This is a genomic window from Halomonas sp. 72, from assembly GCF_052379785.1.
GTDB classification, from domain to species: domain Bacteria; phylum Pseudomonadota; class Gammaproteobacteria; order Pseudomonadales; family Halomonadaceae; genus Vreelandella; species Vreelandella citrativorans.
The window spans coordinates 235,806-255,085 of the sequence record NZ_JBQSYY010000004.1; the positions used below are offsets into that span (position 1 = coordinate 235,806).

18 protein-coding genes are annotated in these 19,280 nt (G+C 54.4%); 8 read left to right on the top strand and 10 right to left on the bottom strand.

The window, feature by feature from the left end; translation table 11 throughout:
• Positions 1 to 19 precede the first annotated feature (19 nt).
• From ACT3T6_RS06545 to argC, 8 genes are all read right to left on the bottom strand, one after another.
• Positions 20 to 787, bottom strand: a complete 768-nt coding sequence (locus ACT3T6_RS06545; protein WP_192526779.1) for a ParA family protein — start codon at positions 785 to 787, stop codon at positions 20 to 22.
• Positions 788 to 1,468, bottom strand: coding sequence for a 16S rRNA (guanine(527)-N(7))-methyltransferase RsmG (gene rsmG, locus ACT3T6_RS06550; RefSeq protein ID WP_192526778.1), 681 nt, complete (start codon positions 1,466 to 1,468; stop codon positions 788 to 790). It abuts the gene before it with no gap.
• A complete protein-coding gene (gene mnmG / locus ACT3T6_RS06555; RefSeq protein ID WP_192526777.1) occupies positions 1,465 to 3,369 on the bottom strand; it encodes a tRNA uridine-5-carboxymethylaminomethyl(34) synthesis enzyme MnmG in 1,905 nt (634 codons plus the stop codon). The genes rsmG and mnmG overlap by 4 nt, the downstream gene beginning before the upstream one ends.
• 580 nt (positions 3,370 to 3,949) lie before the next feature.
• Positions 3,950 to 4,720, bottom strand: coding sequence for an amino acid ABC transporter ATP-binding protein (locus tag ACT3T6_RS06560; protein WP_192526776.1), 771 nt, complete (start codon positions 4,718 to 4,720; stop codon positions 3,950 to 3,952).
• A gap of 14 nt (positions 4,721 to 4,734) precedes the next feature.
• The gene (locus ACT3T6_RS06565) at positions 4,735 to 5,403 is read right to left on the bottom strand and encodes an amino acid ABC transporter permease (protein WP_192526775.1); all 669 of its coding nucleotides are present in this window, start codon (positions 5,401 to 5,403) and stop codon (positions 4,735 to 4,737) included.
• Positions 5,404 to 5,505: 102 nt separating this feature from the next.
• Entirely contained in the window at positions 5,506 to 6,273 is a 768-nt protein-coding gene (locus ACT3T6_RS06570; protein ID WP_192526774.1) for a transporter substrate-binding domain-containing protein, read from the bottom strand.
• Between the two features lie 156 nt (positions 6,274 to 6,429).
• On the bottom strand, positions 6,430 to 6,783 hold the full coding sequence (gene erpA, locus ACT3T6_RS06575; RefSeq protein WP_087107018.1) for an iron-sulfur cluster insertion protein ErpA: 354 nt from the start codon (positions 6,781 to 6,783) through the stop codon (positions 6,430 to 6,432).
• Positions 6,784 to 6,886: 103 nt separating this feature from the next.
• The gene (gene argC, locus ACT3T6_RS06580; protein WP_192526773.1) at positions 6,887 to 7,921 is read right to left on the bottom strand and encodes an N-acetyl-gamma-glutamyl-phosphate reductase; all 1,035 of its coding nucleotides are present in this window, start codon (positions 7,919 to 7,921) and stop codon (positions 6,887 to 6,889) included.
• A 134-nt stretch (positions 7,922 to 8,055) separates the two neighbouring features.
• On the opposite strand from argC, the gene ACT3T6_RS06585 reads away from it, so the two are divergent.
• From ACT3T6_RS06585 to ACT3T6_RS06620, 8 genes are all read left to right on the top strand, one after another.
• Positions 8,056 to 9,882: a chloride channel protein gene (locus ACT3T6_RS06585; RefSeq protein ID WP_192526772.1), complete on the top strand. Its 1,827-nt coding sequence runs from the start codon at positions 8,056 to 8,058 to the stop codon at positions 9,880 to 9,882.
• A 9-nt stretch (positions 9,883 to 9,891) separates the two neighbouring features.
• The gene (gene hemJ / locus ACT3T6_RS06590) at positions 9,892 to 10,323 is read left to right on the top strand and encodes a protoporphyrinogen oxidase HemJ (protein WP_192526771.1); all 432 of its coding nucleotides are present in this window, start codon (positions 9,892 to 9,894) and stop codon (positions 10,321 to 10,323) included.
• Positions 10,323 to 11,132: a bifunctional hydroxymethylpyrimidine kinase/phosphomethylpyrimidine kinase gene (gene thiD / locus ACT3T6_RS06595; RefSeq protein ID WP_192526770.1), complete on the top strand. Its 810-nt coding sequence runs from the start codon at positions 10,323 to 10,325 to the stop codon at positions 11,130 to 11,132. Before hemJ ends, thiD begins: the two co-directional genes overlap by 1 nt.
• Before the next feature lie 36 nt (positions 11,133 to 11,168).
• Positions 11,169 to 12,449, top strand: a complete 1,281-nt coding sequence (gene hemL / locus ACT3T6_RS06600; RefSeq protein ID WP_192526769.1) for a glutamate-1-semialdehyde 2,1-aminomutase — start codon at positions 11,169 to 11,171, stop codon at positions 12,447 to 12,449.
• A gap of 42 nt (positions 12,450 to 12,491) precedes the next feature.
• Complete coding sequence (rdgB, locus tag ACT3T6_RS06605) at positions 12,492 to 13,100, top strand: RdgB/HAM1 family non-canonical purine NTP pyrophosphatase (RefSeq protein ID WP_192526919.1); 609 nt, start codon at positions 12,492 to 12,494, stop codon at positions 13,098 to 13,100.
• The gene (gene hemW / locus ACT3T6_RS06610; RefSeq protein WP_192526768.1) at positions 13,093 to 14,259 is read left to right on the top strand and encodes a radical SAM family heme chaperone HemW; all 1,167 of its coding nucleotides are present in this window, start codon (positions 13,093 to 13,095) and stop codon (positions 14,257 to 14,259) included. Before rdgB ends, hemW begins: the two co-directional genes overlap by 8 nt.
• Positions 14,260 to 14,290: 31 nt before the next feature.
• Positions 14,291 to 14,965, top strand: a complete 675-nt coding sequence (locus ACT3T6_RS06615; protein ID WP_192526767.1) for an OmpA family protein — start codon at positions 14,291 to 14,293, stop codon at positions 14,963 to 14,965.
• 88 nt (positions 14,966 to 15,053) lie between these two features.
• Positions 15,054 to 15,899 (top strand): 23S rRNA (adenine(2030)-N(6))-methyltransferase RlmJ, encoded by an 846-nt coding sequence (locus ACT3T6_RS06620; protein ID WP_193053436.1) that lies wholly within the window; start codon positions 15,054 to 15,056, stop codon positions 15,897 to 15,899.
• A gap of 151 nt (positions 15,900 to 16,050) precedes the next feature.
• Here ACT3T6_RS06620 and mnmE read toward each other — a convergent pair whose 3' ends face one another.
• A complete protein-coding gene (gene mnmE / locus ACT3T6_RS06625; RefSeq protein ID WP_193053435.1) occupies positions 16,051 to 17,421 on the bottom strand; it encodes a tRNA uridine-5-carboxymethylaminomethyl(34) synthesis GTPase MnmE in 1,371 nt (456 codons plus the stop codon).
• 100 nt (positions 17,422 to 17,521) lie between these two features.
• Entirely contained in the window at positions 17,522 to 19,210 is a 1,689-nt protein-coding gene (gene yidC / locus ACT3T6_RS06630) for a membrane protein insertase YidC (protein ID WP_193053434.1), read from the bottom strand.
• Positions 19,211 to 19,280 lie beyond the last annotated feature (70 nt).

Consider the following 19,280-nt stretch of genomic DNA (forward strand, 5'->3'; position numbering starts at 1 on the left):
CCTCGTACGGATCAATACGTTATAGCGATAGTCGACGAATCATCTCTTTTGCCAGTACGCGGTACGCCTGGCTGCCTCGTGAGAAGCGGGCATATTGCGTCACGGGTATTCCGTGGCTTGGCGCTTCAGCCACTTTGACGTTGCGCGGGATCGTCGTCTTGATCAGCGCATCGCCAAAGAAGTCTCGCAGTTGCTTGTCCACTTCCCGCGTTAGGCTGGTGCGCTTGTCGTACATGGTGCGCAGGATACCGGCAATCGCCAAATCAGGATTAACGCTTTGCTTGATCTGTTCAACGGTATCCAGCAGCGCTGACAGTCCTTCCAGCGCGTAAAACTCGCACTGCAGCGGAATAAGCACGCTATCCGCTGCGGTCAGCGCATTAACGGTCAGCATGTTGAGCGAAGGAGGGCAGTCAATCAGCACCACATCGTACTTCCCAGCAACCGAGCCAAGCGCCGTAGTCAGGCAGCTTTCGCGCTTATCAAGATCCAGCAACTCGACTTCCGCAGCGGTCAAGTCACCGTTACCCGGCAGAACATCATATTTGACCGGCAGATCGCGCACGATGGTATCGGTGGCTGTTGCATCGCCGAGCAGTACATCCAGAACGCTTTTATCGAGTTCGTGTTTATCAATACCACTGCCCATGCTGGCGTGCCCTTGAGGATCAAGGTCCACCAACAGCACTCGACGATCAAGAGCAGCAAGGCTGGCCGCCAGGTTAACGGCTGAGGTGGTCTTGCCCACGCCGCCTTTTTGATTGGTCAGGGCAATGATCTGGCTCACTTACTCAACTCCTTCCTGGGGTTCAGAATCAACGTTCAGAATCAACAGCTGTCGCTCGGCCGTATCGAAGGGCACTTTTAGCAGGTGACGTGTTTGCAGTCGAATGCCGCTGGGCAGTTCACGCAACTCATCATCAGCACCTGGGCCTTTCATGGCCAACCACTGTCCGTTCGCTGTGGGTAGTTCACGGGTCAGGGTGACAAAGTCCACCAGGCTTGCGAACGCGCGTGAAATTACCTGATCAAACGGCTGGTCACTAAACGTCTCCACCCGCGCCTGGCTTGCAACCACGTTTTTTAGCCCAAGCTCCATTATAGCCTGACGCTGAAAACGGACTTTTTTGCCATTGCTATCCAACAGCGTAACGGACAGCGCCGGATCAAGGATGGCCAGCACGATACCAGGAAGGCCTGGCCCCGCTCCCACATCCAGCAATCTGGGGCCATGCACATAAGGCGCGACAGCCGCACTATCCAGTACGTGACGTGCCACCATATCATCAATATCGCGAACAGCCGTGAGGTTATAAGCCTTGTTCCACTTGTGCAATAGGGCGACAAACCCAAGCAGCTGTTCACGCTGGCTTGCCGTTACCTTTAAGCCGAGCTGCGCTAACCCATTATCGAGTCGAGCAGCGACGCTCGCAGGCAAGCTGCTTACCAACACTGTTAATCCGCTCATCCGTTAGCGACCTCGGGTGAGGCGATCAGGCGACGCTTTTTAAGATGCACCAGCAAAATAGACACTGCGGCCGGTGTTACGCCTGAAATACGCGCCGCCTGGGCCAGCGTTTCAGGCCGCACGTCGGTCAGCTTCTGACGAATCTCATTGGAGAGCCCTTCCACCCGCTGGTAATCCAGGTCGGCGGGAAGTGGCATTGCTTCATGGCGCTTAAGCTTATCAATTTCATACTGTTGACGTTCGATATAGCCTTCGTACTTCGCCTGTATCTGTACCTGTTCGGCAACGGCTTCGTCATTGATAACGCCGCTTTCCAGACCCGGCAGTTCAGCAAGGTCCGCATAATTTAGCTCTGGGCGCTTGAGAAGATCGCTCAAACGATACTCGCGGGAGAGCGGTTTGCCGGTTTTTTCAGCAATTTTTGCAGCAGCCGGGCTGCTTGGCTGAATCCAAACACTGGCTAAACGCGCGGTCTCCAGCGCAATCGCTTCGCGCTTTTTACTAAATGCCGTCCAGCGCTGGTCATTCACCAAGCCTAACTCACGGCCTTTTTCAGTCAACCTCAGGTCGGCGTTATCTTCACGCAGCAATAATCGGTATTCCGCCCTGGAAGTAAACATACGGTAAGGCTCTTTGGTGCCCATCGTGATCAGGTCGTCCACCAGCACGCCAAGATAGGCCTCGTCACGACGTGGATACCAGGCATCCTGCTGCATGGCACGCCGCGCGGCGTTGAGCCCGGCCAGCAGGCCTTGAGCGCCGGCTTCCTCATAACCTGTCGTGCCGTTGATCTGCCCGGCAAAAAACAGGTTGTGGATAAATTTGGTTTCCAGTGAGTGTTTTAAATCCCGGGGATCAAAGAAATCGTACTCAATGGCATAACCTGGCCGCGTGATATGCGCGTTCTCCAGCCCTTTAATCGAGCGTACTACCTGCAATTGCACATCAAATGGCAGCGAGGTCGAGATGCCGTTGGGATACAGCTCGTGGGTATCCAAACCTTCAGGTTCAATAAAGACCTGGTGGCTCGATTTATCGGCAAAGCGATGAACCTTGTCTTCAATCGATGGGCAGTAGCGCGGACCCACGCCTTCAATCACGCCGGAGTACATCGGTGAACGATCAAGATTCGCCAAAATCAGCTCATGCGTGCGCTCATTGGTGTGCGCAATATGACAGCTGACCTGCTGAGGGTGCATATCCCGCGAACCAAGGTAGGACATGACCGGCGTTGGCGTATCGCCAGGCTGTTCTTCAAGCTGGGAGAAATTCACGCTTTTGGCATCAATGCGCGGTGGCGTGCCGGTTTTGAGCCGGTCAACCCGAAACGGCAGGGCACGCAGACGCTCAGCCAGGGCATTTGAGGGTGGATCACCTGCTCGACCGCCGCGACTTTGATCCAAGCCGATGTGAATCACACCACCTAAAAACGTACCCGTCGACAGCACAACGGACTCGGCATAAAAACGAATACCGGTCTCCGTCACGACGCCACGAACCGTATCGTTATCCACAACCAGATCACCAGCCGCCTGCTGGAAAATCGTTAAATTTGGCTGGTTTTCCAACATGCCGCGGATCGCTGCTTTGTAGCGAACGCGGTCTGCTTGAGCACGTGTGGCACGTACAGCCGGTCCTTTTCGAGCGTTTAATACCCGGAACTGAATGCCGCCTAAATCCGTGGCAAGCCCCATCGCCCCGCCTAGCGCATCGATCTCTTTCACCAGATGGCTTTTGCCAATGCCGCCAATGGCAGGGTTACACGACATCTGACCCAAGGTCTCGATGTTGTGCGTGAGCAGCAGGGTCTGACAGCCCATACGAGCAGAGGCCAGTGCGGCTTCAGTTCCCGCATGGCCACCGCCGATGACAATCACGTCAAAGCGGTCGGGGTAATTCAAGAGACACCTCGTCTTGCGCCAATTGGCACGAATGATGTGGCCGTTTCGTCAGTTTCAGACGTGTCGGCGTAGTTAAACAAGCCCGCCAGTATAAACCCCCTGTGGGTAACCGTCAGGTTTTTCCACATCTCACACGCCCAGTCACTATTTATTAATAACAATATATAAATAAATAAGAGAAGTTCTGTTAATGCTGTAATTATTAGTGTGGACAGTTTCTGTGCATAACCCAATTATATTTATAAAATTCAACTTGTTAAAATGTTGGTATTTGCGTGGTTAAGCAGCGTATTACCTGAGTAGAAACGGTGCAGGCCCTGTGGATGGAAGTGCTACTTACCCACAGCACCACAAAACCACGTCTTATCCACCTGCTCATACCGACGTTGTTACCGCACCTGTGAACACACCAAAAAAGCAGTGTCTGGCAACCTTAAAGGCGCTCACTATGGGTGCTGTGGCATGTTGTAGAGTTATAGAATAAAAAAATTATCCACAGGGGAAAAAAATGGCCTGTCGCAAGGACAGGCCATAAAAAACGCTTTTAAGCGGGTAATTTTGCAGGTATTAGTGCTTAAGATTAGTGTTTAAGCACCCGGGCAAGAAACGATTGAGTGCGCTCATTTTGAGGCGAATCGAACAGCTGTTGTGGCGCTCCTTGCTCGGCAATGACACCTTTATGGATAAAGATAACGCGATCGGCTACTTCACGGGCAAACCCCATTTCATGCGTGACGATCACCATGGTCATGCCCTCTTTAGCCAGCTCACGCATGGCGTCCAGCACTTCACCAATCATTTCGGGATCAAGCGCCGAGGTAGGCTCGTCAAACAGCATAAGCCGAGGCTCCATGGCCAAGGCACGGGCAAGGGCAACACGCTGCTGCTGACCTCCTGAGAGCTGACTGGGGTACTTATCGGCCTGGTCGGCAATACCGACCCTATCCAGCAGGCGTTTTGCGGTTGCCACTGCGTCGTCGCGGTTCCAGCCACGTACCTTCATGGGCGCCAGCGTGATGTTATCGATCACGCTAAGGTGGGGAAATAGATTGAACTGCTGAAACACCATACCGACTTCTGTACGAATGGTTTGTAGTGCTTTACTGCTCTTGCCGTTAGGCGTTAGCGTATTGCCATCTACTTCCAGCATGCCCGACTGAAACTCCTCCAGCCCATTGATGCAGCGAATCAGCGTGGATTTACCGGACCCGCTTGCGCCAATAATGACGACGACTTCACCGGGGATAATTTCAAGGTCGATATCATTGAGTACGTGCAGGCTGCCAAAATGTTTATTCAGCTTTTGCATACGCACAATGGAGGGCGTTGTGGGTGACACGGTATCGGTCATTGTACGTTTCCTTATCAGCCTGCGATGCCTCTGCGCTCCAGCAGGCGCAGAAGAATAGAGAGGGTCCAGGTAATCGCCAGATACATCACCGCAACCATAAAGTAGACCTCTAGGGCGTTGAAGGTTGTCGCGATATAGATTTGCCCCTGGCGTACCAGTTCGCTGACCCCAATGACTGAAAATAGTGAGGTATCTTTAATGCTGATAATGGCCTGATTGCCAAGCGGAGGAATCATACGACGCAACGCCTGGGGCCAAATCACATAGCGAAATGCCTGAGCGCGCGAAAGCCCTAACGAGAGGGATGCTTCACGCTGGCCACGCTCAATGGATTGCACGCCGCCACGCACAATTTCAGAAATATACGCACCCGAGTTAACCGCAATAGCGGCAATGCCTGCGACCAGCGCATTGATAGGACTGCCCAGTAGCTGGGGCAGGCCGTAGAAGATAAACAGCACCTGCACGAGGATAGGCGTACCGCGGAATACTTCTATGTAGCAAAGGGCAACCCAGCGTAGCCAGCGGATCGGACTAATACGCAGCAGGCCAAAGAAAATACCGATGAAAAAGCCGATCGCCAGACCGCCAAATGAGATTAGCAGCGTCCAGGGGATGCCAGGCAGCAGGTAAGGGATCGACGCAAACGCGGCTGCCCAATCAAATTGAAAATCGAAATCCACGCCTTATCTCCAAAAAAACACGCGACGTATAACGTCAAAGGGCCGGGAGGGTGGCCGCCCGGCCCTGTGATAAATACCTGTTAGCTCTATAGCGCCGCTGGGTTACTCGCTGGTGGCTTCACCGAACCATTTTTTGTAGATTTCGTCGTAAGTGCCGTCTTCACGCATGGAGGCCAAGGCTTCATTGGTGGGTTCTACCCATTCGCTGCCCTTATGGAACACAATGCCATATTGCTGGCCTTCATAAAGCGGCCCCACCACTTTGGTACGTCCTTCGCCGCGGGTTTGGGAGAAGTAAGCAACGTTAGGGGCGTCATACAGTACGGCGTCTACGTTGCGGCCCAGCAGGGCCATGTACATGTCGGCGGTGCCTGGATAAGGCGTGATGTCAGCGCCTTCACCCAGCTCTTGCTGGAGGAAGTCGTAGCTTGTCGAGCCGATTTTGGTACCGATGGTCAGGCCCTGAAGGTCTTCCAAAGAGGAGACATCTTCGTTGTTGGCACGAACAATAATCTGTAGACCGGAATCGTAGTAGGGATCAGAAAAGTCGACGACCTGTGCACGCTCTTCGGTGATGGTCGTGCCTGCGATGGCAATTTCCTGACTGCCGGTTTGCACGGCGGGAATAATGCCCGAAAATTCCATGGTGGTGAGGTTGACCTCAAAACCGGCACGCTCGGCAACGGCATTGATAATGTCCATATCGAAACCGATCATCTCGCCAGTTTCTGGATCCATCATTTCAAAAGGAACAAAGCTTGGGTCGGTTGCGACATTAACAGAAGGCGTTTGGGCCATGGCGACAGAGGCGCCGCTTAAACCCAGAGCGATGGAGGAAGCGATAGCAGTTGTCGTTAGTATGGTTTTCATTGGTTTCCCCATGTTTTATAGCGCTGAAGCGGTGAAAAGAAGAGACGACGTTCTCTTCACACCGCGTTAGAGCAATTGTTGACCTTTTAACCTTGGCGAGAAACCACCAAGGCGTCAAGTCATGGGTACCAACGCTTTGCTTGCGTTATAACGCGGCTACACCATAAAAGAGGCGCCGCAGCCGCAGGTGGTAGTAGCATTGGGGTTTTGAATGCGAAAGCGTGCGCCAGCGAGGCCTTCTTCGTAATCCACCGTCGAGCCAACCAGATACTGGTAGGAGAGAGGGTCGACTACTAGGGTCGCCGTGCCAAATTCAATGGCCGTATCGTCTTCGGCGACCGTATCGGCAAAATCGAAGCCGTACTGAAAACCTGAACAGCCACCGCCGGTGACGTAGACGCGCAGTTTTAGCGCAGGGTTATTTTCTTCATCCATTAGGGCACGGATACGTTTACGTGCGCTATCGGACATCATTAATGGGGTTGGAACAAAGGCTTCTGCACCGCTCATGGGTACCTCCCGCGAGCTTTAAGAACGAATAATCAGCATTGGAAGATGATTATGGATAATTCCCAGCAAAAGGGTCAACTATTGCCGGGATTTTGTACGTGGCTTATGGCATCAAGGCAGGGGCGGTGAGGCCCATGTTCTCCTCGAATCCAAACATTAGGTTGAGGTTTTGGATGGCTTGGCCCGAGGCGCCTTTCACCAGGTTATCAATGACCGATAACACCACGACCGTGTTGCTGTTCTCCGGGCGATGTACGGCCAGGCGACAGGTGTTGATGCCTTTAACGCTGCGCGTTTCAGGATGGCTACCCGCAGGCATCACATCAACAAAGGGTTCGCTTGCATAACGTTTTTCAAACAGCGCCTGAAGGTCGTCCACCGAGGTGGTGAGCTGGCTATAGAGCGTGGCGTGAATGCCCCGTATCATCGGTGTTAAATGAGGAACGAAGGTCAGCCCCACCGGGTGCGCCTGCATATCGCCAAGGCCCTGGCGGATTTCGGGCAAATGACGATGCCCTGAGGCGCCGTAAGCTTTGAAGGACTCACTGGCTTCTGCCAGTAGTGAAGGCACCTTGGCCCCTCGGCCTGCCCCCGTCACGCCCGATTTACAGTCGGCAATCAGCTGTTGAGGATCAATCAGCCCGGCTTCCAGTAGCGGCAGGTAGCCTAGCTGTACAGCGGTTGGGTAGCAGCCAGGCACGGCCACTAGGCGCGCCGTTTTGATTTTTTCGCGGTGCATCTCGGGCAGGCCATAGACCGCTTTTTCAAGCAGCGAAGGCGCACCGTGAGGTTGGCCGTACCACTCGCTCCATACCTTGGCATCACGCAGGCGGAAGTCAGCCGACAGGTCGATAATGCGTGTGCCTTTGTCCAAAAGCTCACCTGCCAAGGCGTGGGCAACACCGTGGGGAGTGGCGAAAAATACCGCATCCATATCGCCCAACTGCTTTGCATCGGGCTCACTGAACGTCAATGTGTCGTAGTGGCCGCGCAGATTGGGATACATATCGCATACCTTTACGCCGGCTTCCGAGCGCGAGGTAATGGCTTCAACGCTGACATGGGGATGCTGGGCGAGTAACCGCAGTAGCTCAACGCCGGTATAACCGGTACCGCCGACAATGCCGACCTTAATCACAAACGACTCCTTACACGTTGCACATTCGAGACAGGGTAATAATTAACAGCCTAAACAGATTGGCGCAGGCTGTCGAAGCGTATCGGGCTATGATACACAAGAGAACTACACTACATGCGTAAAGGAAGGTCGTCGTGGCGCGTTTTTCCCGATCAGATTTTACCCTCGAGGGTTTTCGACGCCAGTTGGCCCATGTTGATGCGTTGCCTCAGCTGTGCGTATTGGGGTTAGTGTCGGGGATCATTACGGGGGCGGCGATGGTCGCCTTCCGGCTACTGCTCGAAGCGGGGGCAGTGTTTTATATGCCGGATGGAAACCCGGAAGGATTTGAAGGTCTGCCTCCGTGGCTGCGCTCACTGCTGCCTATTATTGCCGTTAGCGTGCTGGGTCTGCTGCTTTATCGGCAAAAAGCCACTGCCCAAAAGATGGGGGTAGGGCACGTTATTGAGCGCCTCTCTTATCACCAAGGCCGCTTTCCAATGCGAAACTGGCTGAATCAATGGTGGGTGGGGGTGGTGTCGGTTCTTGGTGGGCTCTCTGCCGGACGGGAAGGCCCGGCTATTCATTTAGGCGCTGCCGCGTCAAGCGGGCTGGGAGTTAAGCTTCGGTTGCCCAATAACAGCCTGCGCGTTTTGGTTGCCTGTGGAACGGCGGCGGGGATTTCAGCATCGTTCAATACACCGGTTGCCGGGGTCATCTTCGCCATGGAAGTCGTCATGATGGAGTATACCCTGATGAGCTTTATGCCGGTGATTTTAGCCTCTACGATGGCGGCGCTCATTGCGCAGATGGTGTATGGCAATGAGCCGGCTTTTCGTATCCCCGAGGTCGTGCTGGGTTCGCTCATGAATTTACCGTGGGTCATTGTACTCGGCCTTGTGGTCGGGCTATTGGCGGGGCTGTTTATTCATATTTCACGTAACAAACGCATGCAGGCATGGCCGTTATGGCTTCGTTTGGCTTGTGTGGGTGTGGCGACCGGGGTTGTGGCCTGGTGGTTTCCGCAGGTTCAGGGAATTGGCTACGACAGTGTAGCGGCGGCGCTTAATAATCAGTTGGACATTAACGTGTTGCTGGCGCTGATGATTGCCAAGCTTTTGATTACCGCCCTGACCGTATCGGGTGGCGTACCCATCGGGATTATTGGCCCCACGCTGGTGATTGGCGCAGCGACAGGCGCGCTGGGCGGTATATTGGGTGGCTGGCTATGGCCTGATAAAGCCTCAGACCCTGGCATTTACGCCATGTTAGGTATGGCGGCCATGATGGGGGCGGTGTTGCAAGCGCCGCTTGCGGCGTTAATGGCGCTGTTGGAGCTTACTCATACACCTCATGTCATGTTGCCGGGTATGTTGGTGGTGGTGGTTGCCTGCCTGACGTCCCGCCAGCTTACCGGTTGTGAAGGATTTTTTATTAGCTCCGTACGCTATGGGCTGCACCCGCTTCAACAGCCCTTAATGCAGGCGCTTTCCCGCGTGTCGGTGCCTGCGGTGATGGAGCGAAGCCTGGTACGTACTGAGCGCAAGGTGACGTTTGAGCAGGCACGCAAACTACTGGAAACCAACCCTGTCTGGCTGATTATTGAGCGTTCAAATGAAGAAAAATCGGTACTTGCGTTAAAAGCGTCGGCGCTGGCGCGGTGGCTTTTGGAGCACGATGAAGCGCTTGATGGCGATGCTCCTCCCGATAATGAATCCGTCGATTTACTTGAAATTCCGGGCCAGCGCCTGGAACTTGCGCCGATTGGCCTACAGGCCACCCTGTCAGAGGCGTTTATAAAGCTTCAAGACGATGCCTTGGGCGCGCTTTATGTAGTGCACGGTTATCGGCCAAAGCGGCAGCGAATTTCAGGTATCATCACCCGTGGTGCCATTGAGCGTTATTATTACTATTCTGATCCCAATACCGACGCTGACCCAAATACCCGTACTGACCCGAAAGCGAATGATTCGCCCGTATAAGGAGAGACAATGTATCTATGGTTGAAGGCCCTGCATTTAATGACCATGGTGACTTGGTTTGCCGCCCTGTTTTATTTGCCGCGGCTGTATGTGTATCACGCCATGGCACGGGATAAAGGCGACGATCAAGCTATCGCCTATTTCAAAACCATGGAGCGTAAGCTTTATCGCGGCATCATGACGCCTTCCATGATACTGGTGCTTATCTTTGGCGGGGCGATGCTGTACCTGGTGCCCGGCTGGTTAAGCCAAGGCTGGATGCACGTTAAACTCACCTTTGTGGTATTGCTGATCGCCTATCATCACGTCTGCCTGATTTACTTAAAGCAGTTTGCCCAGGATCGCTGTACGAAAAGCCACACGTTCTTTCGCTGGTTCAATGAAGCGCCGGTGATTGCGCTAGTGGCGATTATTCTACTTGCCGTTGTGAAACCTTTTTGATGCACCAACCTCTTTCACCGGTTGTTTTAGTACTGGCGGGCCATGACCCGACGGGCGGAGCGGGTTTAGTGGCAGATAGCGAAGCCATTGCCGCCTGTGGCGGTTGGGCAGTGACGATTCCCACCGCGTTAACGGTGCAAAACTGCCATAACGTGAGCCATGTCGTTCCGGCCGACCCCGCGTTGATGCGCCAAATGGCAGAGGCGCTTAGCGGGATGCAGGTTGCTGCGATCAAGCTGGGCCTGTTGGCAGATGAAGCAACGCTAAGAGCAGCCGAGCAGATTATTCGCCGTTTCCCAGGCATCCCGGTTGTGGCCGACCCAGTACTTAAAGCCGGTGGCGGTACTGAGTTATCCACACCCCAATTGCAACGCCTCTATGCGGCTCGCCTGCTACCGCTTGTGGATATCTTAACGCCCAACCGTTATGAGCTTAAGCAGCTCACCCCAGAGATTGACGGCCCCCTGGATGATACGGCGCGCGCCGTCGCACTTTTATCCCAGGGTTGCCAGGCTATTTTAGTAACCGCGACCGATGAGCCTGTTCCAGGTAACGAGCAGCAGGTTGTTAATACACTGCACTCGCCGGATACCACGCGCCAATGGCAGTGGCCACGCCTGCCGGAACCGTTTCACGGCTCAGGCTGCACCTTGGCATCTGCCATTGCGGCACGCCTGGCCGCCGGTGAGCGTTTGCCGACGGCCTGTGAACAGGCTCAGCACTTTACCTGGGAGAGTCTGTCTCATGGATATCAGCCGCCTAGCGGGCAGTGTTTACCTAATCGCTTGCCACGGCCGGTTCGCTTTTGATTTTATTCGCGCTACGCCATTGATATTGAGGACGCCATGACCACATCTGCTGAACTGTTTGAGCTTGCTAGCCGCCATATTCCAGGTGGCGTAAATTCGCCGGTACGTGCGTTTAAAGGCCTGCACCGTCCGCCGGTATTTATGGAGCGCGCCCAGGGCGCTTATCTGTTTGATGTGGAAGGCAACCGCTACGTGGACTATGTAGGTTCCTGGGGCCCAATGATTACCGGTCATGCGGACCAGGATGTGTTGGCAGCGGTACGTGCTCGTTTGGACAACGGTCTCTCGTTTGGTACCCCGACCGCGGTGGAAACCACCATGGCAGACCTGATCTGCGAAATGATCCCCACCATGGAAATGGTGCGCATGACCAGCTCCGGTACGGAAGCCACCATGTCGGCGATCCGCTTGGCACGCGGCACCACCGGGCGCGACAAGATCGTTAAGTTTGAAGGTAACTATCACGGCCATTCAGATTCGTTGCTGGTAAAAGCGGGCTCTGGCGCGCTCACCCATGGCGAACCCAGCTCGCCAGGTGTTCCCGCGTCACTTGCCGAGCACACCATTACGCTCTCCTATAACGATATTGAAGGCGTTGAGGCGTGCTTTGCTGAAATCGGTGACCAGATTGCCTGCATTATTGTTGAACCTGTTGCAGGTAACATGAACTGTATTCCTCCCCAGCCGGGCTTTTTGGAAACACTGCGCCGGGTGTGTAACGAGCATGAAAGCATCCTGATTTTCGATGAAGTCATGACCGGATTCCGCGTTGCGCTGGGCGGGGCTCAGGCGCATTACGGCATTACGCCTGATTTAACGTGCCTGGGTAAGATTGTTGGTGGTGGTATGCCAGTCGGTGCGTTTGGCGGCAAGCGCGAGATTATGCAAAATATCTCCCCCATGGGGCCGGTTTATCAGGCAGGTACGCTGTCGGGTAACCCCTTGGCGATGGCGGCAGGTATTGCGTTATTAACCAAGCTCCAGGTCCCCGGCTTTCATGACGCGCTTTCTCAGCGGGTTGAAACACTCTGCAGCGGCCTGAAAGAGCGCGCTAATGCGGCAGGTGTCTCCATGATGACACAGTCAGCGGGTGGCATGTTTGGGCTGTTTTTCACCTCTCAACGCCGTGTGGATAACTTTGCCCAGGCAACCGCGTGTGACCCGGAGGCGTTCCGCCGTTTCTTTGGCGCGATGCTGGATCACGGCGTTTACCTGGCCCCTTCAGCGTTTGAGGCAGGCTTTATGTCGAGTGCTCATACGCCCGAGGATATCCAATTTACGTTGGATGCTGCAGAAAAAGCCTTCTCAATAATGTAGTCAGGCAGCCTGCCTGCCATATTTATGCCGGGAGAAAATATGATGGTCACGGTAAATACCCTTGTTCTGGCAAGCGGCAATGCGGGAAAGCTGAAAGAATTCAATCAACTGCTGGCACCGTTAGGGCTGGATGTACGTCCACAAGCAGATTTTGGGGTACATGATGTTGAAGAAACGGGGCTAACCTTTGTTGAAAATGCCCTGTTAAAAGCGCGTGAGGCGAGCCGGGTTAGCGGCTTACCGGCGCTTGCTGATGACTCCGGCCTTGAGGTCGATGCGCTTTCAGGGGCGCCAGGGATTTACTCCGCACGCTACGCTGGTGAGCCGAAAAGCGATCAGCGTAACAATGAAAAACTGCTGGCCGCGCTTAGTGACTGTGCAGAAGGTCAGCGCACCGGTCGCTACTGGTGCGTGCTGGTCTATTTGCGCCATCCTGCTGATCCGGTACCGGTTATTGTTCAGCACAGCTGGGAAGGGGAGTTACTTGCTCATCCACGTGGAGAGGGTGGCTTTGGCTATGACCCGCTGTTCTGGCTACCCGACCAGGGAATGAGCGTGGCGGAATTACCCAGTGAATTAAAAAATCGGCTAAGCCACCGTGGGCGGGCGCTTCAAGGGTTGGTTGATATACTTAAGGTGGCACATGGCTAAGCCATTACCTCCGTTATCGCTCTATATTCATACGCCCTGGTGCGTACGCAAGTGCCCTTATTGTGACTTTAACTCTCATGAACCTGACGGTGAGTTACCCGAAGCGACTTACTTAAAGGCACTACTTCATGATCTGGATGGCGATCTGGCGTTAGCCGCTGGGCGTCAGATTCAGACCATCTTTATTGGCGGTGGTACGCCAAGCCTGATGTCGCCCACGTTCTTTGAACGGCTGTTTAATGGAATACGCCGACGCTTACCCTTCGCGCCCAATATAGAAATCACCATGGAGGCGAATCCTGGTACCACCGAGCAGGCACGCTTTACGGGCTACCGTGAGGCGGGTATCAATCGTCTCTCGTTGGGTATTCAAAGCTTTCAGCCCGCTCAGTTGAAGGCTTTGGGGCGTATTCACGGCGGTGAAGAGGCTATTACTGCGGTAGGCCAGGCGCGTGCGGCGGGGTTTGATAATATTAATATCGACCTGATGCATGGCTTGCCTGGCCAGACGCCCTCCCTGGCGCTTGATGATATTGACCAGGCGCTTGCGCTGTCACCGGACCATCTCTCCTGGTATCAACTAACCCTTGAGCCCAATACCGCGTTTCATTCACAGCCACCTGTTCTGCCGGAAGAGGAGGCGCTTTGGGATATTCAGGAGCTTGGCCATCAGCGATTGGAGCAGGCGGGCTTTGAACGCTACGAAATTTCAGCCTATGCAAAACCTGGCAAGCAGAGCCAGCACAACCTCAACTATTGGCAGTTTGGCGACTATCTGGGCATTGGCGCCGGTGCACACGGTAAGCTGACGACGATTGACCCGCAAGGGCAGTGGCATATTGAACGGCGCTGGAAAACGCGCCAGCCGGATGCTTACTTACGGCGTGATAATGACCCACGCGGTTTCGTGGCGGGCAAGCAGCCTATCGCGGCGGACGAGTTGCCGCTTGAGTTTTCCATGAATGCGCTTCGCTTAACCGAAGGGGTTGCCATGCATGCCTGGTCGGCGCATACCGGCCAGCCGCAGGAAGCACTTTTAGCGCGTTTACACACGGCCGCCAAAAAAGGACTTTTGATGGAAATGCCCGAAAAGCTGCGTGCATCGCCTCAAGGTCTATTATTCTTGAATGAGTTGCTGGCCTTTATCAGCGACGAATAATTCAAGCGCAAAAATATACAAGGAGTGAGTGATGCGTATTTCTCGACTACTGACCCCGTTGGCTGCTGCGATCTTAGTGGCGGGCTGTGCCACCTCTGACCCTTATGGTGGCCAGACGCAACGTTCATCGACCGGCATGGGAACAGGGATTGGCGCGGCGGTAGGCGCTGCTGCGGGTGCACTTTCGGGTAGCGGAAGTACCAGCCGTCGTGATCGTGCCTTGATTGGTGCTGCCGTGGGTGCTGCTGCGGGTGCCGGTATTGGCGCTTACATGGACCGTCAAGAACAGCAGCTTCGCCAGAACCTGGAGGGCTCGCGCATTGAAATCGACCGTCGCGGCGACGACATCGTACTGAATATGCCCAGCAGCGTGACGTTCGGGTTTGACTCCTCAGATCTAACCGGCGATGCGCGCAGTGCGCTTAATGAAGTGGCTAACGTGCTCAAGCAGTATACCGATACGCGGGTTAATATTGCCGGCTTCACCGACAGCACCGGGGATGCCAGCTACAACCAGCGTCTCTCTGAGCGCCGAGCTCAGTCAGTGGGCAACTACTTAAGTCAAAACGGGGTATCCTCCTCGCGTCTTAACACCATGGGATACGGCGCTAACCAGCCGGTTGCCAGCAACGATACCGAGCAGGGCCGGGCGCAAAACCGCCGGGTTGAAATCACCCTGACGCCAATCGGTAACGGCCAGGGCTAAGTAAGACATAACTCCCCCGCGCATTACCGTTTAAAGCCCGCTATGATCCCATAGCGGGCTTTTTTCGTTCACTTATCTGCGAGTTACCATGCTGTCTTATCAACACGCCTATCACGCCGGTAATTTTGCCGATGTACACAAACACTTGACGCTTTACGCCGTCGTTGATTATTCATTACGTAAAAAAACACCCATTACATATATAGATACGCATGCGGGAAGAGGGCTTTACCCACTCGCCACCAAAGAGACGCAGCGGCTTCAGGAGTATCGTGAGGGTATTTGGCCGCTATGGCACGAACGCGAGGTACTCACCGACCCGTTACTCTGTGATTGGTTAAATGCTGTCACCAGCGTTCAGCCCAGTACCAGTGCGTTAACGCACTATCCCGGCTCCCCATGGTGGCTAAGCCAATCATTGCGCGAGCACGATAAGCTGCGCCTTTTTGAGCTTCATCCGGGTGAGCATGAGCACTTGAACACGCAGTCTCTTCCTCCTCAGGCAAAACGTATCTATGGCGATGGTTTAGCGGGTTTAACGGCCATGCTGCCGGTGTCTACCCCGCGGCTTTGCGTATTGATTGACCCTAGTTTTGAGCGTAAAGCGGAGTACCAGGAAGTGGTTGATACGGCGATATACACGCTTGAAAAGGCGCGCCACGCCATACTACTGATGTGGTATCCCCTGCTACCCGCTGGGCATCATCACGCGTTATTGGACGGGTTAAAGGCAAGCGGTATTCGCAAAATGTGGCGCAGCGAGCTTTTGCTGCGCGCGCCAGGCGAGCAAACGCACGGTATGTACGGTAGTGGTATGTTGGTCGTTAACCCGCCCTGGGGGCTTGATGAGCGCCTGAAGACCGCAATGGCAGAGGTAACCCGTTGCCTTGGAAGTGAAAGCCGCGTTGAGGCGCAGTGGTGGGTTGAGGAGTAGGGTGGCACAAAAACGTTGAGTGAAAGCCGCCCGCTAGATGATCTCTAGCGTGGTTTTAACACGCTCCACTACCACCACTATTCTAAACCATTTGACGTTAGGATTACGGTGGAACAACAGCGCCGCCCCGCCGATCCATAAAGTGAGCGTATTACTTGCCGATGCAGAAACTGCCAAAAATCTCGCCCAGCAAGTCATCAGCGCTAAACTCGCCGGTAATTTCACTCAGCGCTTGCTGCGCGTCGCGAAGGTCTTCGGCCAGCAGTTCTCCAGCGCCGTAGCCATCCAACTGGGCACGGCCGGTATCAAGCGCTGCCATTGCCCGGTCGAGGGCATCCAGGTGACGCCGACGTGCGGAGAAGCGTCCTTCGGTGGTCGCCGCAAAGCCCATCACGGTTTTCAAATGGGTTTTTAGGTTATCCACACCCGCACCGGTTTTGGCGGAAAGGCGAAGCGTGGGAGTGACTGTGGATAAATCAATTCCAGCCTGCTCAGCGCTGGTATCGATTTTGTTACGTACCAACGTTAAACGGCTTTGATCGGGAAGGCGGGCGACAAACTCGGGCCAGATCATCATGGGGTCGGTCGCCTCGGTGGTAGAGGCGTCCACCAATAGCAGTACCCGGTCGGCTTTCTCGATTTCTGCCCAGGCGCGGGCGACACCGATTTTTTCAACGGCGTCCGGGGTATCGCGCAAGCCCGCCGTATCAATAATGTGCAGTGGCATGCCATCAATATGGATGTGCTCACGCAGCACGTCCCGCGTGGTGCCTGCAATATCAGTCACAATGGCGGTCTCTTGTTCGGTCAACGCATTAAGCAGGCTGGACTTACCCGCATTGGGGCGACCGGCAATGACCACGTTCATGCCTTCGCGTAACAGCGCCCCTTGGCCGGCGGCTTTGCGCACGTCGCTGAGTGCTTGCTGAACACTTTCCAAACGCTGGGCGACATGACCATCCGCCAGAAAGTCGATCTCCTCTTCAGGGAAGTCGATGGCGGCTTCTACATAGACACGCAGCTCGATAAGCCGCTCAACCAGATGGGAGACGCGGGTAGAAAACTCGCCCTGTAGTGAGCGCACGGCATTTTCCGCCGCTGAACGCGAGGTGGCATCAATCAAGTCGGCAATCGCTTCGGCTTGGGCAAGGTCGAGCTTGTCATTGAGAAAGGCCCGTTCGGAGAACTCACCAGGCCGCGCCAACCGCGCGCCCAAGGCCACACAACGCTCAAGCAGCATGTCCATGATAATGGGGCCACCGTGCCCCTGTAGCTCCAGCACATCTTCGCCGGTAAAGGAGTGAGGGCCGTTGAACAGCAGGGCGATGCCTTCGTCAATAATGCTATCAGCGCCCTTAAAGGGGCCGTGATAGGCATGCCGAGGCGCCGGGCAGTGGCCGAGTACGGACTCTGCAATATCGCGACAGGCAGGCCCTGAGACGCGAATAATCCCTACGCCGCCACGCCCAGGCGGTGTCGCCAGAGCAGTAATCGTATCCTGGGTATAAAGTCGTTCAGCCATGGCGCGCCTCATTAATGGATGCGTACATTGTGAATTTGTCGTCTCTAAAACGCCAGACCCCCGCACGAGGGCGGGGGTCTGGGAGCGTGGTTAACAAGGATTACTTGGTTCGCATTCCTTTACCCACACTGGGGTCTTTTTCGATACTACGCGTAATAAAGTACTGTTGCGCGACCGAAATGATGTTGTTGGTTACCCAGTAGATGACCAGACCCGCCGGGAACCACAGGAAGAAGAAGGTGAAGATAATCGGCAGCATCTTCATGATCTTCGCCTGCATGGGGTCCGGAGGTGTCGGGTTCAGCAGCTGCTGAACATACATGGATATACCCATCAGTATTGGCAGGATGAAGTAAGGATCCTTCACCGATAGATCGTGAATCCAGAAGATAAACGGCGCATGGCGCAGCTCTACCGACTCCAGCAACATCCAGTAAAGCGCGATAAACACCGGCATCTGTATGACGATGGGTAAGCAGCCACCTAAAGGATTGATCTTCTCCTTTTGGTAGAATTTCATCATCTCTTGAGACATTTTCTGACGATCATCGCCATAGGTCTCTTTAAGACGCTGCATTTCCGGGCCCAGTTTCCGCATGCGTGCCATTGACTTATAAGCCTTGGCAGACAGCGGGAAGAGCACCAGCTTAACCACAACCGTCAGCAGAACAATTGACCAGCCCCAGTTGCCCACGATGTCGTGGATCTTATCCAGCAACCAGAACAGTGGGTTGGCAATAAACCACAACCAGCCATAGTCAACGGTCAGGCGCAGATTGGGTGCCACTTGCTCAAGGTGATCCTGAACCTTGGGGCCCATGTAGAGCGTGGCGCCCAGTGTCGCTTCACCTTCCGCCGCAATGTTGCTGGTGGGGCCTGCAAACGCCACCACGTTACGGTCACTTGAGTCAGTGGTAACGTAGTAAAGGTTTTGCTGATCTTGGGGCGGTGCCCAGGCAGAAACAAAGTAGTGCTGGATAAGCGCAATCCAGCCGCCCTGGGCTTCACGATTTTCAAAGTTACGGTTTTGAATGTCTTCAAAATCGATCTTTTCATAACGTTCGTCTGGCGTTGAGTACGCTGCCCCAATATAGGAGTTCATACCCATGGCAACGCCGCTTGACGGGTCAGGGCTGTTATCACGCGCTAATTGGCCAATAAAACGAGCACTTACCGGCGCATCGGTATTATTGGCAATATAGTAATCAACATTGACCGCGTAATTCCCACGTTCGAACGTAAGACGCTTGATAATATCAACGCCGTTAACGTCTGCCCGTAAATCAACGACCAGCTGGTCATCATCATCTGCCAGACGATAGGCATTGCTTTCCGGAGTAAATTCAATACGACTTGCTTGCCCGTCCAGCTGTAGGCCGGAACGTGCAACATAGCTACGCGTTGAATTATCCGAGAGCAACACATAGTTGCGTTCAGTATCCAGCGTCATTTTATGCTGAGGTAACGCAGCATAAATAATGTCGCCGCCGTGCGGGTCAATGCGCACGTCGAGAACATCGGTAGCCACCGCAATAAAGTCACGGCTAGATGTTTCGCTTTCAGTACTGCTTGCCAGCCCATCGTCTACCGCACTGTTGGGTGCCGACGTTGACGGAACCGTCAGGTCGTTACTGCTTTCAGCATTGGCTGAGGGGGCGTCACTACTGCTTTGCGTAATTTCAGGCGTCGAGTCGTAATCTGTCGGCCCATAATCCTGATTCCACTGGATCACCAGTAGATAGGCAAGTACTGCCATTGGAATCAGTAAGAGAAGTCGTTTTACGTCCATGAGGGTTCTGCCCGCTGGGTGATGAACATGCTAATGGCGCAGTGTCATTTACTCGACCCATGACACACGA

Coding starts and splice junctions, on each gene's coding strand:
- rsmG (WP_192526778.1), bottom strand. CDS start 1,468: ATGAGCGGATTAACAGTGTTGGTAAGCAGCTTGCCTGCGAGCGTCGCT.
- ACT3T6_RS06560 (WP_192526776.1), bottom strand. CDS start 4,720: ATGACCGATACCGTGTCACCCACAACGCCCTCCATTGTGCGTATGCAA.
- ACT3T6_RS06570 (WP_192526774.1), bottom strand. CDS start 6,273: ATGAAAACCATACTAACGACAACTGCTATCGCTTCCTCCATCGCTCTG.
- erpA (WP_087107018.1), bottom strand. CDS start 6,783: ATGAGCGGTGCAGAAGCCTTTGTTCCAACCCCATTAATGATGTCCGAT.
- hemJ (WP_192526771.1), top strand. CDS start 9,892: ATGTATCTATGGTTGAAGGCCCTGCATTTAATGACCATGGTGACTTGG.
- thiD (WP_192526770.1), top strand. CDS start 10,323: ATGCACCAACCTCTTTCACCGGTTGTTTTAGTACTGGCGGGCCATGAC.
- hemL (WP_192526769.1), top strand. CDS start 11,169: ATGACCACATCTGCTGAACTGTTTGAGCTTGCTAGCCGCCATATTCCA.
- rdgB (WP_192526919.1), top strand. CDS start 12,492: ATGGTCACGGTAAATACCCTTGTTCTGGCAAGCGGCAATGCGGGAAAG.
- hemW (WP_192526768.1), top strand. CDS start 13,093: ATGGCTAAGCCATTACCTCCGTTATCGCTCTATATTCATACGCCCTGG.
- ACT3T6_RS06615 (WP_192526767.1), top strand. CDS start 14,291: ATGCGTATTTCTCGACTACTGACCCCGTTGGCTGCTGCGATCTTAGTG.
- ACT3T6_RS06620 (WP_193053436.1), top strand. CDS start 15,054: ATGCTGTCTTATCAACACGCCTATCACGCCGGTAATTTTGCCGATGTA.
- mnmE (WP_193053435.1), bottom strand. CDS start 17,421: ATGGCTGAACGACTTTATACCCAGGATACGATTACTGCTCTGGCGACA.
- yidC (WP_193053434.1), bottom strand. CDS start 19,210: ATGGACGTAAAACGACTTCTCTTACTGATTCCAATGGCAGTACTTGCC.